General features: G+C 56.7%; 15 protein-coding genes and 1 tRNA gene. 3 read left to right on the forward strand and 13 right to left on the reverse strand.

What is annotated here, in order from left to right; all coding sequences use genetic code 11:
- Nucleotides 1–8 precede the first annotated feature (8 nt).
- From SynMVIR181_RS02400 to SynMVIR181_RS02435, 8 genes are all read right to left on the reverse strand, one after another.
- Nucleotides 9–470 (reverse strand): N-acetyltransferase, encoded by a 462-nt coding sequence (locus SynMVIR181_RS02400; protein ID WP_186589848.1) that lies wholly within the window; start codon nucleotides 468–470, stop codon nucleotides 9–11.
- Nucleotides 471–3,482 (reverse strand): phosphoenolpyruvate carboxylase, encoded by a 3,012-nt coding sequence (ppc, locus tag SynMVIR181_RS02405; protein WP_186589849.1) that lies wholly within the window; start codon nucleotides 3,480–3,482, stop codon nucleotides 471–473.
- Complete coding sequence (gene gshA, locus SynMVIR181_RS02410; RefSeq protein ID WP_186589850.1) at nucleotides 3,479–4,624, reverse strand: glutamate--cysteine ligase; 1,146 nt, start codon at nucleotides 4,622–4,624, stop codon at nucleotides 3,479–3,481. The genes ppc and gshA overlap by 4 nt, the downstream gene beginning before the upstream one ends.
- Nucleotides 4,621–6,153 carry an anthranilate synthase component I family protein gene (locus tag SynMVIR181_RS02415; RefSeq protein WP_186589851.1) on the reverse strand — a complete coding sequence of 511 codons (1,533 nt, stop codon included), beginning with the start codon at nucleotides 6,151–6,153 and terminating at the stop codon, nucleotides 4,621–4,623. The genes gshA and SynMVIR181_RS02415 overlap by 4 nt, the downstream gene beginning before the upstream one ends.
- Before the next feature lie 47 nt (nucleotides 6,154–6,200).
- Entirely contained in the window at nucleotides 6,201–6,632 is a 432-nt protein-coding gene (locus SynMVIR181_RS02420) for a photosystem I reaction center subunit II PsaD (RefSeq protein WP_186524603.1), read from the reverse strand.
- Between the two features lie 93 nt (nucleotides 6,633–6,725).
- Nucleotides 6,726–8,135, reverse strand: a complete 1,410-nt coding sequence (locus SynMVIR181_RS02425; RefSeq protein WP_186589852.1) for a sensor histidine kinase KdpD — start codon at nucleotides 8,133–8,135, stop codon at nucleotides 6,726–6,728.
- A 7-nt stretch (nucleotides 8,136–8,142) separates the two neighbouring features.
- Nucleotides 8,143–9,414, reverse strand: coding sequence for a rod shape-determining protein RodA (rodA, locus tag SynMVIR181_RS02430; protein ID WP_186589853.1), 1,272 nt, complete (start codon nucleotides 9,412–9,414; stop codon nucleotides 8,143–8,145).
- Between the two features lie 2 nt (nucleotides 9,415–9,416).
- Complete coding sequence (locus SynMVIR181_RS02435; protein WP_186589854.1) at nucleotides 9,417–10,499, reverse strand: Mrp/NBP35 family ATP-binding protein; 1,083 nt, start codon at nucleotides 10,497–10,499, stop codon at nucleotides 9,417–9,419.
- Between the two features lie 114 nt (nucleotides 10,500–10,613).
- Here SynMVIR181_RS02435 and hemF point away from each other — a divergent pair, with 114 nt between their 5' ends.
- Entirely contained in the window at nucleotides 10,614–11,699 is a 1,086-nt protein-coding gene (gene hemF, locus SynMVIR181_RS02440) for an oxygen-dependent coproporphyrinogen oxidase (protein WP_186589855.1), read from the forward strand.
- Here the strand turns inward: hemF and SynMVIR181_RS02445 are convergent.
- From SynMVIR181_RS02445 to SynMVIR181_RS02455, 3 genes are read right to left on the reverse strand one after another with little or no spacing between them, the layout of a single operon-like run.
- A complete protein-coding gene (locus SynMVIR181_RS02445) occupies nucleotides 11,626–12,525 on the reverse strand; it encodes an N-acetylmuramoyl-L-alanine amidase (RefSeq protein ID WP_186589856.1) in 900 nt (299 codons plus the stop codon). The two genes, hemF and SynMVIR181_RS02445, sit on opposite strands and share 74 nt — an antisense overlap.
- Before the next feature lie 5 nt (nucleotides 12,526–12,530).
- Nucleotides 12,531–13,085: a cofactor assembly of complex C subunit B gene (locus SynMVIR181_RS02450; protein ID WP_186589857.1), complete on the reverse strand. Its 555-nt coding sequence runs from the start codon at nucleotides 13,083–13,085 to the stop codon at nucleotides 12,531–12,533.
- Between the two features lie 30 nt (nucleotides 13,086–13,115).
- Nucleotides 13,116–13,499: a helix-turn-helix transcriptional regulator gene (locus tag SynMVIR181_RS02455; RefSeq protein ID WP_186524610.1), complete on the reverse strand. Its 384-nt coding sequence runs from the start codon at nucleotides 13,497–13,499 to the stop codon at nucleotides 13,116–13,118.
- 125 nt (nucleotides 13,500–13,624) lie between these two features.
- On the opposite strand from SynMVIR181_RS02455, the gene SynMVIR181_RS02460 reads away from it, so the two are divergent.
- On the forward strand, nucleotides 13,625–14,269 hold the full coding sequence (locus tag SynMVIR181_RS02460) for a ribonuclease D (RefSeq protein ID WP_186589858.1): 645 nt from the start codon (nucleotides 13,625–13,627) through the stop codon (nucleotides 14,267–14,269).
- A gap of 37 nt (nucleotides 14,270–14,306) precedes the next feature.
- On the opposite strand, the gene SynMVIR181_RS02465 is transcribed toward SynMVIR181_RS02460, so the two are convergent.
- The gene (locus SynMVIR181_RS02465) at nucleotides 14,307–14,576 is read right to left on the reverse strand and encodes a hypothetical protein (protein WP_186524612.1); all 270 of its coding nucleotides are present in this window, start codon (nucleotides 14,574–14,576) and stop codon (nucleotides 14,307–14,309) included.
- Between the two features lie 20 nt (nucleotides 14,577–14,596).
- Nucleotides 14,597–15,826 carry a lipid-A-disaccharide synthase-related protein gene (locus SynMVIR181_RS02470; protein WP_186589859.1) on the reverse strand — a complete coding sequence of 410 codons (1,230 nt, stop codon included), beginning with the start codon at nucleotides 15,824–15,826 and terminating at the stop codon, nucleotides 14,597–14,599.
- 54 nt (nucleotides 15,827–15,880) lie between these two features.
- Between SynMVIR181_RS02470 and SynMVIR181_RS02475 the strand changes: the two genes are divergently transcribed.
- Nucleotides 15,881–15,951: transfer RNA gene (locus tag SynMVIR181_RS02475), tRNA-Cys, on the forward strand.
- The last annotated feature ends 164 nt before the right edge of the window (nucleotides 15,952–16,115 follow it).

Consider the following 16,115-nt stretch of genomic DNA (forward strand, 5'->3'; position numbering starts at 1 on the left):
CTCCAGCCTTATCGGAGCCTCAAGCCCATGGCGCGAATTCCGCCAGGGTCAAGGATAAACCCTTGTTTTTTCAATCCCTCAAGTGCAATTGCGGGTGCGGAGATCGAGATGCTGCATCCTGGCAATTCTTTTTTTAAGCGTGCAAGGGCGTGATGCAATAAGGCGTTAAGTAGCGCGTTCTGGTCGTCGCCAGGACAGGCGGCGAGGTTCCAGAGATTGGCATTTAAGGCCAGGTCGCTCGTGGCTCGAATGAAGCCAACCAGCGTTTGATCGCGCTCGTCGACGATGCTGAGCTGCCAGAGGCTGCGACTAAGAGCTAAGGACCAACGCTCCTCGGGATGAGTGGGCTCACCGCATGAGAACAGCAGCGCGTTGATTGCCTCACCGCTCGGATGGGGCTCAGTCTGCAACCGGTAATGGGCAGGCAGTCTTGGTGCAGCGGCTTGCTGCCGGAAAGGAAGCGGTGACACTCAGCCTGTATTGCGCATTCCTGCAGCGATGCCGTTGATGGTTAGAAGTGCACCGCGCAGGAGCTCGCTACGGCTGTAGGTGCGTCCGTCTCCGTCGCTGCTGGGCGATTCACTCATGGGTGGTTGACGGTTTTGATCTCTCAGTCTGCGCAACAACGCAACTTGAAGAAAACCAAGCGGAACGATCGTGCGATTGCGTAGATCAACTGAAAGCTGCAGGGCGGGATCGGCATCAAGAAGCCTCTCCTGGCCTGTGATGGCCAACACAAGCTCCTTCGTTCGTGCGTATTCCTCGGCCACCGTCGCGTAAATCTGTTCAAACGCTTCGTGGTTCTCAGCACTGCCCAAACTGGTCACGTAATGACGCGCTAAATCAAGATCCACCTTGGAGAGGGTCATCTCCACTTTTGAAATCAGCATGCGGAAGAAAGGCCAGCGCTGATGCAAGGTGCGCAACAACGTGAGTTGGTCTGGATCGGCCTCCAGCTCTTCACTAAGGGCTGAACCAACTCCAAACCAGCTGGGGAGTAGGAAGCGGCTCTGGGTCCAACCGAACACCCAGGGAATGGCTCTCAGACTGGAAAGGTCCCGAGCGCCTGTTTTCCTTCGTGCGGGGCGACTGGAAATCTGCAGTTTGCTGATTTCCTCGATGGGAGTGACCTGTTGGAAAAAGGCGACAAGATCAGGGTTGTCGTGCACCAAGGCCCTGTAATGGCGCCTTGAGCTCTTGGCGACCCGGGACATCAATTCATTCCAGCTCGGTGTTGCATCGAGTTGGTTGGTCACCAGGCTGTTTTGGACAACTGCGGTGGTTACTGTCTCAAGGTTGTAGAGGGCCAGCTCCGGCAAGCTGTACTTCGAGGCCAGGACTTCGCCTTGCTCCGTAATTTTGATGCGTCCCTGCAGAGTGCCACTTGGCTGAGCCAAGATCGCTTGATAGGCCGGGCCACCACCACGCCCGACGGACCCGCCACGCCCGTGGAATAAACGCAGGGCAATGCCCTGACGAGATGCTAAATCTTGCAAGGCGATCTGGGCTTGATGGATCTCCCAGTTGCTGGAGAGAAACCCTGAATCCTTATTGCTATCGGAGTATCCGAGCATGAGCTCTTGTAGAAGCAGCCCCTGGGTGCCGACTTTGGGCAACAAATCTCGATAGAGGGGGGTCTGGAACAGTTGCTCCATGACCTCAGGAGCCTTCTGGAGATCTTCCACGGTCTCGAACAGTGGGACGACAAGGAGGTCGGCATGGCGGGACGACGGATCAACCAATCCCGCTTCTTTTGCGAGCAGAAGGACCTCGAGTAAATCGGAGACGCTGTGACTCATCGAGATCACGTAGGTCCCACAAATACGGCTGCCGAATTCATCCTGCAAACGGTGCAGCATCCGGAATACGTCCACCGTTTCAGCTGTTGCCGCAGACCAGCTAACAGCCGGTGGAATCAAGGGACGACGCGTTTGCAATTCCTCCATCAACCAGGCCACCCGCTCCGCCTCGTCCATCTCTCCGTAGGCACGATCTGGATTGATGTAACGGCTTATTTCGTCGAGCGCATCACTGTGTCTCGTGCTTTCTTGCCGGATGTCGAGACCTGCTAGTGAAAACGCAAAAATGTGCACTTGCGTGAGCAGGGTGTCGAGGGGTTCACAGCTCAGATCTGTGTTGACCAAACTGGTGCGAATCAGTTCGAGCTCGCTGCGAAACTCAGCAATCGAGCCGTAGTGAAGAGCATCACCTGGGGCATTACCTGGAGTACTGGATGGCAATCCTTCAGGAGGGGTTCGCCAACCGGCATCAGCCAGTTGCTGGTTGCGCAACTGTGTGAGACGTAAGCGCTCAAGCACGAAGCTGAGCTTGAGCCGATAGGGCTCAAGCCGGTAACGGGTGGCACGCTCCTCATAGACATCTGGGAAGCGCAGTCGGTCCATTTCCAAGGATTCGAGCAGTGGAGCACTCACTTGGCTCCATTGCATGGAAATGCTGAGTTGATTGCGAAGGTGTTGCACGGCACTGACGTACCGCTCAAGCATTAGTTGGCGCTGATAACAGGCTGTACGCCAGGTGATTTCAGTGGTGACGGATGGATTCCCGTCTCTGTCGGATCCCACCCATGATCCAAACGTGCAGAACGATGAAGAAGGAACCCTCACGTCTGGATAGCTGGCAGCAAGAGACGCGACGATCCGACGCCGCAGCTGCGGCATGGCATTGAACAGAACCTGCTGGAAATAATGGAGGGCGTAGTCCACTTCATCCAGAACCGATGGCTTGAACTGATGGAGCTCATCGGTTCTCCACCAAAGCCGAATCTCTTCTTCAAGCTGAAGTCGCACGCTGTCCGTAGCCCCTGAGGGTGTCAGTGGCTGCGTTTCAATTTGCTGCAGGAGACTGGCAACGCGTCGCTGTTTATGGCGCACGGTATGGCGCACGATCTCCGTGGGGTGGGCTGTGAAAACCAAACGGATATCGAGTTCTTGGAGCAGGTTCTCAAGCTGGGCTGGGGGAACGTTGAGTCGTCTCAGGCGCTCAAATAATTCTCTGAATGTTGCCGGTTCGGTCTGGGTGGCTAAAGGCGGGGCAAAGGGATCGAATTGCTCTGCCTGGTCCTGGGATCGATTAATGCTCTCGAGGTAGGTGTCCTCTTCGATGCGTTGTTCCAGGATGTTGACGAGCTGGAAATACAACGAGAAAGCTCTTGCGGCAGCGATGGCCTCGGCAAGATCCATCTCCTTAATGAGATCAATCAGTGCATCGGTTCCAGCTGGATGCTCGCCAGGAAGGACCGGATCACTGAGCTGCTTCATGCGCAGAAGTCGCTCGGCCTGCTCCGGTGGACATTCGCTGCGCAGAACCGTTCGCCACAGGTCCTCAACCAGAGCAAGACGTTGCTGCAGGAGCTGTCCACCACCTGCTTCGTTGCCATCAGCCCTGGGCTGTGTGCTCTCAGGAATCAGGGCTGAGGACGAATGCATCGATGGGAAACCGCTATCAGATGGAATCATGATCATCCCAAAGCGTCAGCGAGGAATCGGTCGACCGGCTGTTCTTCCTGTTCCATCGCAAGAATTCCAGTGCGGAATTCCTCTTCAAGGCTGCGTCCATTCTCGATTCCTTTGAGCCAACGCATGGCTTGATTCCCTTCCGCGAGAACCACTTCGAGAGGAGACAGGCAAGATGCAAGGCCAAGCTCGTGCGCTACAGGCATCACGGCATTGATCATGTCCTTGAGCCAGTCACGACATAACCGTTGGCGACCATCACGCCAATCATGCAATTGTGCATCGAGGCTATGCCTGGCGGCAGCGGCGTCATTGCGATCGCTGAGCACCATGAGCTGGTCGGCGCTCAGGTCACTTGCCTTGAAGGGGTCGAGTTGATCGGGCTCCCGAAGCAACATCAACACGCGCAGTTCCATCAGGGCAGTAATCGCCAGCAGCAGATCTGGATTGGTGACCAAATCGCAGATCCGTAGCTCGAGCCGGTTGAGGTCAAAGGGCCGCTGTGGACCATTGGGACGGACGGACGTCCACAGATGACGCACGTTGTGCATGCGCCCCTCCACCAGCTGGGTGTCAGTCCATTCCACGAAATGCTCTAAATCGCGAAACAAAGGAACGTGTTTGGGAGTGAGGGGGAATTGCAGCCAACGTTGTGAGTGAGCGCCGGTGATCTGGCGGTTGAGAAAGGGTGAACTAGCGCTCAGGGCAAGCAGAAGGGCTGCTTCACAACGCACAAGCCGAAGAGCGGGAAATAAATCGGCCGGTTCACTTATCCCCAAGTTGATATGGATGCTGGCTGTGACGACCGTGGTGCCATAGGTGGCTTCAATTAGGTCGTGATAAGGATCGTTTGGATTGGATCGTTCAAATCGCGTGGCATCTCCCAAGGTGAGAGTGCTGCCTGGGAGCAAGGTGAGATCACGTTCTGCAAGCCAAGTCCGTAGGCGCCGGCGCGGGGCTAGAAGGGCTTCTTTGAGTTTTCCATAATCGGATTCAGGCTCTGTGATGTATTCCAGATTGCGGTGGTCGGGCTCCACGCAAAATTCAGTGAGATCCTGCTTGACCAGCTCTGCTACACCAACGTTTTCACCGCTGCTTCGACCGGTGAACAGCTCCACTTCAAATCCTTTAAGTCTGAGTTTTTGGATCATGACTTCGCATCCTCTAGGCAAGCGAGAGCGGTGAGCATGGCGCGGGCCTTGTTCAGGGTTTCTTGATACTCAGAAGCAGGGTCGGAATCGGCGACGACGCCAGCGCCGGCTTGCACTTGAATCTTCCACCCCCCCTCAGGGTGAGGACGGACCACCATCGTGCGAATGGTGATAGCCGTGTTGAGGGCGCCGGCTAGATCTACAGAACCGTAGACGCCGGAGTAAGGCCCTCGAGCATCGGGCTCTAACTCATGGATCAGCTGCATGGCCCTGATTTTTGGCGCGCCGCTCACCGTTCCCGCCGGGAACGAGGCCATCAGCAAATCCCAGATGTCTCGTCCTTGAGCCAAGCGTCCTTCGACTTGGCTCACGATGTGCATGACATGGGAGTAGCGCTCGATCACCATCAGCTCTTTGACCTCCACCGTGCCAGCGGTGCAAACCCGGCCTAAGTCATTGCGTCCAAGGTCCACCAACATCACGTGCTCCGCCCGTTCTTTGGGATCAGCAAGCAGATCGACTTCAAAATTTCGATCTTCCAGTTCATTGCGCCCGCGTGGGCGCGTGCCGGCGATGGGCCTCAGGCTGGCACGAATGCCTCCTTGGTCTGGTTCGGCCTTGACCATGACTTCAGGGCTTGAACCGATCAGGTACCAATCTCCGAAATCAAAAAAGGCCATGTAGGGGGATGGATTGACCATCCTCAAGCTCCGATAGACCTCTAAGGGGGGCTGAGAGACGCGAGTTTCCAGACGTTGGCTAATCACGAGCTGGAAGGCGTCTCCTGCGGCGATGTGTTCTTGAGCCGTGGCAACGGCTTGTTGATAATCCTCAGGAGATCGATTGCTTTCTGTTTCTGGTGTAGGCCTCGCCGCAGGCTTCCAGCGCAGAGGACGCACCTGAGGCAGAGGTGATGCCATTTGGTTTTCAAGCGCATGGATGCGACCCATGGCACCATCCCAGGCTTGATCTGCGGTTTTGGCCGCGGCCTTTGTACCGCTCAAATCTCCGTAAGCGACTGCCGTGATCAAACGCTTCACTTGATCGATGATCAAGATGCTGTCCATCAACATCCAAACGCCGTCAGGCGGAGCGTTCTCGTCGGCTTGATGCACTGGAACGCTGGGTTCGATCCAACGGATGAGCTCATATCCCCACATCCCATACAGCTGCCCAAGAGGTGGCAGCCCTGGAAGAGAGACCGGCTTATAAGCATTAGTGCATTCTCGAAGCACCTCTAGGGGATTGCCTTGAAAGCTCTCTTCGTGGCCATCTCGCCAGCGGCGCGTCAGAGCGTCCCCTCTGGCTGAGAGTGTCCACAGGGGATCACAGGCAATCACACTCCAACGTCCAAGGTTCTCGCCACCTTCGACGGATTCGAGTAAGACACCGGGCGGATGGCCTTCACCGACCTTGAGCCAGGTGGTGAGAGGGGTTTCCAGATCAGCGGGCCAGCTATGGGCGACGGGAATAAACGTGGCCCCGCAGCGGGCGGCTTCAAAAAAGGCGGAGCGGTCGGGGCTGAGCATGAGGTGATTGTCGCAACCGACCGCTGGGCATCATGGCCAAACGCTGATCAGGAGTCGAATGTGTTGCGACCGCTGAACTTGATGCTGGAAGGCTCGACATTCGCGCCGATTCTTCTTGGGTTATGGCCAACCATGGGCCGTCCCTCATTCACTTTCTCTGAGAAGACGCCATCCAATGGATGCAGGAACTCGGTGTCGCCACCAGGGAAGATCCGATAGATCTTGAAGTCTTCGATCCTGGGCTTGAATTTGGTGCGGAGTTGGGTGCCCAAGGCCAAGCACTGTTCTTTGCGAGCGAAATACATGATGTTTTCGCCAGAAGACATCACTGCGGCTCCACCTGTGGGGAGTTCGAAGGCTTGCTCGCTCTTGCTGGTCCAGGTGATGGCGTACTTTTCTTCCGTTTCAGCGGAATTGAGCAGGCCGCCGGTGCTGCCGATGTACTGGGGGAGCTGACCGGTTAAGGCGGATGCTGTCATAGCTGTCCTCGAAATTCGGCATGCCGTGATGCCAAAAAATTAGCATCGCGGTTCGGGCCTGATCGCCCTTCTGACCTGGAAACTTCACACCCGTCAACAATGCGGGGCTAACGGGAAAAATACGGTCAAACCGCGATCTCGTCGCTGGGTGAGTCGCCCTCCTAGCCGGGCCAGTAAGCGCCGGGTCGCGGTCTGACTGAGCTGCAAACTTCCCGTGTCTGGATTCCAGCTCAGTACGGGGCCAAGCTGGGCGATGGGTTCTGGACTGGCGACCGCCTCTCCACGTTCTGCAGGACTCTGACCGTGCAGTTGCAACTTGAGGCGAGCTCCAGCGGGTTGAAGGGTGAGCAAGAGCTGGCTTCCACTGGGCAGACCTCGACTGCAACGATCCACCAGGCCTCCGAGCATTGGTTCCAGGCGACTTGGATCACTGAGGACGGAAGGAAGGTTGCTGGCAATCGAAAGGCTCAGCTCAATGCCCCGTCGCTGGAGCTGCTGTTCCCATGAAGGCGTCAACAGACTGATCATCCTGCCTAGATCAGTCTGAGCCAAAACAGAGGGACCTTCTGGTTGGCGTTGTAGTTCTGCCGCTTGAAAGATCAGGCCGAACCGATCAATTTGTTCGCTGCATTCGGTATCGATCATTTGAAGGCGCTTGATGGCTGTCTCTGGTAAGTCATTGCGCCGCAGCAAAGATCGGATCAGGGTGCGAATCGTCGAGAGAGGTGTCCGCACTTCGTGGGCGATTGCTTCAAGCAAGGACAACTCTTCATCGGCTTTATTCGCCGCCGATCCCTGTTCGCTCGTCGTTTGTGGCTGCTGATGGCTGTGAGCGGGAGCTGATGTTGACGCCTGCAACGTCACGGTGGGGGCCATGCTCGCGAGTCGCACGGCCAGGCTTGGCCAGAACGTTTGGCCTAGGGCACTGCTGCTTTCAAGAGGGCCAAGCGCCTCGAGGGCTTGATGAAGAGCCAGTGCTTGATCGGGGGCATCTAGTTTCAGCCTCTGTTCGATCAGGCCAAGCACGCTGCCAAGGGTCTCAGGCTCACTGCGCATGAGCAACTGCCGTTGGCTTGATCCTCCATGAAGGGCTAGGGCGATTTGCACTTTGGCTGTGATGACCACCAAGAGCGGGTCATGGCTGTCGCTTTCGTGAAGCGGCAAGCGTCTGAAGGTTGATGTGTGTAAGGAATGGGTTGTGCCTGCAGGGCTCTGGCGAGCTCTTGAGAGGTCTGGAGGCAGGAGGCTTGTGCTGGGCGATGTCAGGGCTCCGAGTGCCTCAGGTGCCCAGACCCAACCTTGCAGGCAGTTCAGAAGTTGGGGGGCATAGAGAGCTGGTAGGGGGGCCGCAAGCCAAATACCAGCCGGTGCTTCTTCGTTCTGGAGGAGCGTTTCTTGAAGCGTTTCCAACGCAGCCCACCACATGCGCCGCGCCGTCGAGTCATCGGAGCATCCCGTGCTCACTCCCTGAGCCATCTGTTGGTGAATGCTCTGGAGCAACATCACTGGCTCATCGGTTCAGGGACCGTTTGGAGCGCCTCGACACCGAAAGACACAGTCCTAGGGCTAAGAAATTCACAACCATTGCGCTTCGGCCATAACTCATAAACGGAAGGGGGATGCCAGTAACAGGACCAAGGCCAATGGTCATGAAGATGTTCACGACAACTTGAAACATCAGCATGGTGGCGACGCCAATCACCACGAGCGATTCGAAATCTGAACGGCTTTGCCCGGCCACCTGAAGCAGGCGGCCCATCAACAGTGCAAATCCGATAACAACCAAAATCGTGCCTAAGAATCCAGTCTCTTCTCCCAGAGCACTGAAGATGAAGTCGGTGTGCTGTTCAGGAATAAAGCGCAATTTAGTGAGTTGCCCTTGTAGCAGCCCCATCCCGAACAAGCCTCCCGATCCAATGCCAACGGTGCTTTGCAGCAGGTGGTAGCCGCCTCCGAGGGGATCTTTTGCTGGGTCAAGAAACAGCACGAGGCGATCACGCTGATAGTCCTGCAAGCCGTGCATCCACAGCCAAGGGGTGACGAGGGCCGCAGCAGATTGCACGATCATCACCAGTGCAAGCGCCACCCGTTTCCATGGCAACGATCGGTAGGCAATGATCATCGTTAACGGGACCCAGGCAGCCAGTCCCCAGGGGAACAGTCCCGCGAGCAAGGCCGTAGCGAGGGGAGAGAGCAGCAGCACGAGCCACTCAATCGGCATGCCCGACCAATAGAGCATCGTGAGGAGTAGAGCCCCAAACACAAGCGATGTTCCGAGGTCGGGCTGGATGAATACCAGTAACCAAGGAATTGAGATGATTCCTAACGGACGCAGAAGATCGACAGGTCTTTCGACAGGGTGCCGATCGAGCACCGCCGCCAGCAAAAGAATGGCTGACAATTTTGCGAACTCTGACGGTTGCACGTGCACCCCGCCAATGCTGAGCCAGCGTTGAGCGCCCAGCGCAGTAGTGCCGATTAAGCGAACGGCGACCAGGCTGATCACCGTGATGGCGTAAATCGGAATCAGCAGTGGTTTCAACCGCAGCAATGGAAGCCTGGCTGTCACCAGAGCGATGACAACTCCGACAGCGGCCGTGATCCAGTGGTGATACCAGTCGGCGTAATCCGCTTGGCGCTGGGTGCTTGCGATCAAGAGACCCGCCACCATCACCATGGCAAGAGGCACACCCCACAACACCGGTTCCTTGAGTCGCCAGCCTTTGCGTTGCCGGTTGAGGGTGAACAGGCCAGGTTCACGACTTATCGGGCCCATTTTCATGCTCAGCTGATCGCCTGAAGGCTGTTGCCAACGGTCTCAGCTAGCTCTCTAAAGGCCTGCGCACTTGCGGAGTCGGGATGGCTGATGCAAACGGGACGGCCTTGATCACCTCCCTCTTGCACGGACATTTCCATCGGGATCTGGGCCAAGAGAGGAACGTCGAAGGCTTCAGCCAATGTTTGTCCACCTCCTGATCCAAACAGGGCATAGCTCCTGTCGGGCTGATCTGGTGGGATGAAGGAACTCATGTTCTCGACGACACCAAGAACCGGGACCCCCATCTGAAGAAACATGGCTAAGCCACGCCTGGCATCCTGCAACGCCACCTTTTGTGGAGTGGTCACAATCACCACTCCAGCCATTGGAACGGCCTGGGCAAGCGAAAGCTGGGCATCGCCAGTTCCGGGAGGAAGATCCACAACCAGGACATCGCGCTCGCTCCAGTTCACTTGATATAGAAACTGTCGAATAATCCCGTTCAACATCGGTCCGCGCCAGATCACCGGTTGGTTTTCCTCGATCAATAACCCCATCGAGACCACGGCAACTCCGCAGCTTTCCAGTGGGATCATCTGCTGATCATCACCAGATCCACTGACCTCAGGGGTTTGATCAGCAACGCCAAGCATGATCGGAGCGTTAGGCCCGTAAATATCGGCATCGAGCAAGCCAACACGGAGTCCCTGTTTTGCCAGTGAGCAAGCGAGATTGACCGCCACTGTGCTTTTTCCGACTCCTCCTTTCCCACTGCTTACGGCAATCACCTGTTTGACACCAGGGATCGGCTGCCGTTCAGCTGCTTGGCCATGACCGGCTTGACCTATTCCACCTTGAGACGGTGGGGGTGGGGTGCCAATTTCAATTTGGACGTCTTGAATGGATTCAAGAGCTAGGAGGCGTTCTCGTGCTTCAGCGACGATGCGGTCCCGTTGCCCTTGGGCAAAGCCAGGGAGATTGAGACGGAGCACCGCCCGGGGTGGATCAACGCGTACGCGATCCAGCCAACCGAGATCCACAACAGACCGATTGCTGCCTGCATCCACAATCCCTTTGAGCAACTCAGCTGCCTGTTCTGCTGTGGCCATGCATCTGTTGCTTTGGAGTGGATCCTAGGGGCGCCGCCCATGACAGTCCTTCACACATGCTTGTCGGGACCGGTGTCAGGCTGAAAAGGTCGATTGATCGTTGATCGCCTTTTTATGGTTCGCTCTTTACTCAAGCGCCTCAAGGGCAAGATCTTGCTCTCCTCGGATGCCACGGGGGAGCGACCACCGACCGATTCGCGCGCGCGAGCCCGCGCGCTGGTTCAGGGCCTTCAAAATGAAATATGCGCTGGTCTTGAGCAACTGGATGGCAACGCCCATTTCCAGGAAGAGAGTTGGGATCGTCCAGAAGGTGGTGGCGGGCGCTCGAGGGTGATGACCGAAGGGCGGGTGTTTGAACAGGGAGGGGTGAATTTTTCTGAGGTGCACGGCAAAGAATTGCCACCGTCGATCCTTAAGCAGCGGCCTGACGCCAAGGGGCATCCCTGGTTCGCAACGGGAACATCGATGGTGTTGCATCCGCGCAATCCCTTCATCCCGACCGTTCACTTGAACTATCGCTATTTCGAGGCGGGCCCTGTTTGGTGGTTTGGAGGTGGTGCTGATCTCACCCCTTTTTATCCATTTCTTGAGGATGCCCGTCACTTCCATCGAGAGCACAAGCGGGCCTGTGATTCCATCGATCCCAAGCTCTACACGGTGTTTAAGCCTTGGTGCGATGAATATTTTTTCCTGAAGCACCGCAAGGAGACAAGGGGCATCGGCGGGATTTTCTACGACTACCAAGACGGCAGTGGTCGTTTGTATCGGGGGCAGGATCCAGAGGGACCTGCGGCGCGTCAAGCCGCTGAGATCGGGTCGTGTCGCCTTGGTTGGGATCAGCTGCACGATCTTGCGCGGGCCTGTGGACAAGCCTTCTTGCCTGCTTACACGCCGATTGTGGAGAAGCGCAATCCGCTTCCCTATGGGGAGAGAGAGCGTCAATTTCAGCTCTACCGCCGTGGCCGCTATGTGGAATTCAATTTGGTGTGGGATCGGGGCACGATTTTTGGACTTCAGACCAACGGTCGTACTGAATCGATTTTGATGTCTCTTCCGCCGATGGCCCGCTGGCAGTACGGCTACCGAGCCCCAGAAGGATCACGGGAGGAATTACTCACTGATCTGTTTACCCGTCCGCAGGATTGGTTTGAGGATCCGACCCTTGAGGACCGTTGCCGCCCTCATCAGGCGATTGATTGACGCCTTTCTCTAAAGCATCCACCACGCGTAGCGCCAAACAATCGATCGTTTGGCGTTGGGTGTTGGGATTGCGGAGCTTTTGCTCTAGTGGCGGTTCCAGCATTCCAATTTCGAGAATGCCGATTCCCCGTCGGGGCCCGCCTAATCCACCTCGGAACAATCTGGGGAAGCGCCCAAAGGCCTTGCCAAGACTTTCATCAATCGTGTTGAGGGGTCTGTTAATTGCAGGAATTAAGCCTGAGCCAAATCCATAGGGGCTATAGGCATCGAAGTGAATTTCGAGGATGTAATCGCCTTTGGCTGAACGCACCCTCGCTTGCGACCAGTTGGTCTTGGGGTGGTTGTCATTCCGGATCGTGAGAGCCGGTGGGTTGTAGGCACTGATCTTGAGAGCTCTTGCTTTCCCCAGACGAACCACTGCCGCTTGAACCTTCAAATTCCAATACAGCTCGTCGCGCATGCGTGCATCCATCGGCGCTTGCTTTTTCACGCCAACGGCAAATCCAGGGGTGCCTGCACTGTCCATCCCTTGGGAGTCGGCATGCCCAGCCATGACGACAATCGGGGAGTTTTTCGCCATGGGGGTAGTTCCTACCCAGCGGCCAGGCTTACGGGTCCTAGCCCCTAATAAAGGGTCAGGGTTGGCCGGGGTTGGGCAGACCGGTTGTTGCGGAAGAGTGCCGTCCGACTTTGCAGCGGCGCTGCCTTGCATCCAGAGGCTCTGCTCTTTTGCCTGAGAAAGAACCAGGGCGACCATGGACAGCAGGATCACGCTGATCGGGATGGTGACCCGTTTGCGTTGTATCCAGGCCGGAATGGTGGGCATGGGTTTCAGATGGGGGAGGAGAGCAAGGAGCCATCACTGGCGAGTTGAAGGGGCTCCCCTAAAGCAAGCTCAAGAGCGATCAATTCGTCTCTGTGCGCGCGAAGCCTGAGGGTGCTGCCTTCTTGGAGCGATGGTTCTATTAAACGAATTTGGATCCCCTCCTGACGCGCCGCCCGTCGGCTGTAAATCCAACCGGCGAGAGGCCCAAGCAGGACGAGCGCGACCGGCCACCATCCGAGCGATGGGTTGAGCTCTCGCAGCACAAGTCCAAGACAACCTGCACCAACCCCGCCCAGGATGGAGAGCAACACCGCTAAGGGGTTACTGGAGGCCACACGCCCGCGATATTCGAGCAAACAACGCTCAGCATCGCCGCCATCGCGAATCCAGCCGCGACTCTCGAGCCATGCGCAGAGGCCTTCCATCACTTCAAGTGCGGGGCGCGGCGAGTGCACCTCCACCACTGTGGTGCGATCTTTGCTGGCGGCTCGCAAGAAGAAAACCAGTCCAATCGCCAGCAGCAGAGTCAGCAACAATGTGGACGTCTGTGTGGTTGGCATCCGCCGCGCTTGGTCTGTAGTCCACCTGTTCTAGGTGGTAACGGGGTCATGTTCGTGGAGCCAGCGATGCCATGGTTCCATTAACCGCTCAGCCTCAGCTCTGGCTTCGTCATGGAGATGGAGCATGCGGCGAGGACGGCCGCGGCTTGGGCAACGCTTGCTGTAGCAATCGAGCAGTTCTTGCTGATTCAGAAAATCAACGGCCTGGTGCAGAACGGTTTCAGAAACGCGCAACTGTGGGTGTTCCCGTTGCAATCTTTGGAGCAGTCCAGAGGGGTAGCTGTCGTGTTGAAGCAGACAGTCCACGATCCAGCACACCGCAAGTTCAAGATCTAAGAACAGTGGCGGTGGTTGCTGAAAATAATGTTCGATATCGGCCAGGCAGTTGTGAGTGGCGTTGCGACGGTGGAGCATAAAGCCGATCGATCTCAGATTGGTCTAGCTCGGTCTCGGTTTGATTTTCAAGCCGCGAATGGGAAATCATTCTGCGTGCGGACAAGCGGTCAAAGTGGAGAGCTGCGTCCCACGTCTCTATTGCCATGACTGACCTCTCCGCACAGCCTCGAACGTTTGCTGTTTTCGATGGCGATCTTGATGCGGACTGGGCGGATCGCTACAGCCATGCCACCGCTTTGGCCGTGGATACGGAAGCCATGGGTTTAATTCATGGACGGGATCGTCTCTGCTTGGTTCAAATCTGTGATGCCGAAGATCAGGTGTCTTGTATTCGGATCGCTCTGGGGCAAACAGAGGCTCCACGCCTTAAAGCGTTGATGGAACAGGCCTCAATTGAAAAAGTGTTCCACTTCGCCAGATTTGATGTTGCGGCGCTTGCAACCGGTTTGGGCATCAGAGTGAATCCCATTTTCTGCACCAAGGTGGGGAGCCGATTAGCCCGCACCTACAGCCCGCGCCATGGACTCAAAGAGGTGGTGATGGAGCTAGTGGGTGTGGAGCTGGATAAGCAGGCTCAAAGTAGTGATTGGGGGCGTGTGGATGAACTCAGTGAGACACAGCTCGCCTATGCGGCTAATGATGCGCGCTACCTACTGCCAGCCCGAGACCGCCTGAAGGAGATGTTGCAGCGTGAGGGACGGTGGGAGTTGGCCGAGCGTTGCTTCGCTTGCATTCCAGTGATGTCCGATCTCGATCGCTTTCGTTTCACCCAGACGTTTGAACATTGATGACCTCAACGTTCTGCAGCCCTTGTTGATCTAGACATCAATCCTCCAGCATGAATTTTTCGTCTAGGGGCTCTGCTTCAAGTAAGCGGTCGAGGACTTGCCCTTGATCGTGTTCTCCCTTTGAACGTTCGTTTTGTGCGTCTGTAAGCAGGGTTGCGGCCACCTCTTTGCGAGAGGTCAAATCTTTGGCACCTTGCTTGCTTGCGGCGAGTTCAACTCTGCGGCGCGCTGATGACTGGCTGATGCCAAGGTGGGTGGCCAATTCCGCGCAGAGCCTGAGGTAGTCATGGTCCTGAATCGCGGGCATGGCTGAAGGACGATTGCCTCTCAGTATCCGTGGCCGAGTGGCAGTTGATTCAGAACTCGCTTCGCGATGGCTTCACCGCCCCCGGCAGGGCCCATGCGTTGGCGACCTCTTTGACCCATTTTCAATCTCAGAGAAGGATCCTCGAGGAGCTGCTTCAGGCGTGTGTTGAGCTCATGGCTCGATTGACAAGAACGCACAGCTCCACCGAGCAAGCGACTTTGGCGTTTTGCAAATCCTTGGGTGAACTGAGGCCCCTTCCCTGGGAGGGAGAGAGCGGGAATGCCCAGCCCTACGAGTTGTTCGGTGGCTGTTCCTGCCGTTGCCACGCCCACCTCAGCCCATGGAGCCCAGCGGTCGAACTGACCGGGTCCCAACAAGACAAGAACATGCCCCTTCAGCCAGCAGGCTCCTGCCTGCAAGGCATCACTGGGTGGTGGACTGGATCGAAACCCTTGACGCTTGAGTTCTGACCCAAGGGATTGAAGGCCTGGCGTGCTGCCAAGCGCAACCAACACGGCAATCGGTCGGTCGCTGGGCAACGGTGCCAACCCGAGCAGCAAACGGCTGAAGTTGCGCTCTGCTTCTGGCATTCGGCTTCCGCACAGCAGCAGGATGCGCCTGCAGCGATTCAGGCTGGCAGGGGCGGTTGCGTTGCTCAACCCATCCATCATCGGATTGCCAGGGGCTTCGGCGCGGACCCCGTGTCTGCGTAGCCCTCGAGCGGTTAAGCGGTCACGGGTTACCACCAAACGGCAGCGTTTGTTGCGCATGAGCAGCCACTCCCAGGGATCCCATTCGCTTCCCTTAAGAGCGTGATAGTTGTCGCTGAGGTCACGACCGGGGCCGCTGGACCAGGTGTAATCACTTTTTGGGGTGCCAACGAAGCCGAAGGGGCGTCCCGAACCCCACGCCATCAAGAGCGGTAGCAGGTCTCCCACGGCAAGGACGGCGTCGACTTCAGATCGGTGCTTGCGCAGGCATCGCCATTGCTGCCAGGTGAGCAGGGGTAGACCGGCGATGACATCAGCGAGGAGGCCCCGCAGACTTTGATTGCTAAAACCGCCGCTCGGAAGCGGAGCAGAGGGTCCAATTTGTTGAACCCAGCCTTGTTCCGTGGCGGTCCGGAAGCTTCCCCCTATTCCCACGAGCGGTAACACCTTCAGTGTTAGTTGCGGACGTTGGTTGCGCAGTGCCTCGATGATCCTCAAGGCGATGAGGTCTTCCCCGTGTCCATTGCTGATGATGAGCAAAGACCCTGAACCCTCGCTGATACGATCCGTTTGTGGAGTTGACGCTCCCTGAATGGCGGCATGGCCAAGTGGTAAGGCAGAGGATTGCAAATCCTTTATCCCCAGTTCGAATCTGGGTGCCGCCTTTGAACTCAATAGGCCCGAAAGGGTTCTTTTTATTGTTTTGCGTATCCCCACGCTACGCAAAATCCTCAATTTTTTTGCTCAGAATCTGTCTCATTTGGGATGAATTGTGGTCTTGTCGTTTGAGGGTTTTTCAGGAGCTTGCGCCTCTTCTCCTTTCAGGCAT

It is taken from the genome of Synechococcus sp. MVIR-18-1, assembly GCF_014279835.1.
GTDB lineage: Bacteria > Cyanobacteriota > Cyanobacteriia > PCC-6307 > Cyanobiaceae > Synechococcus_C.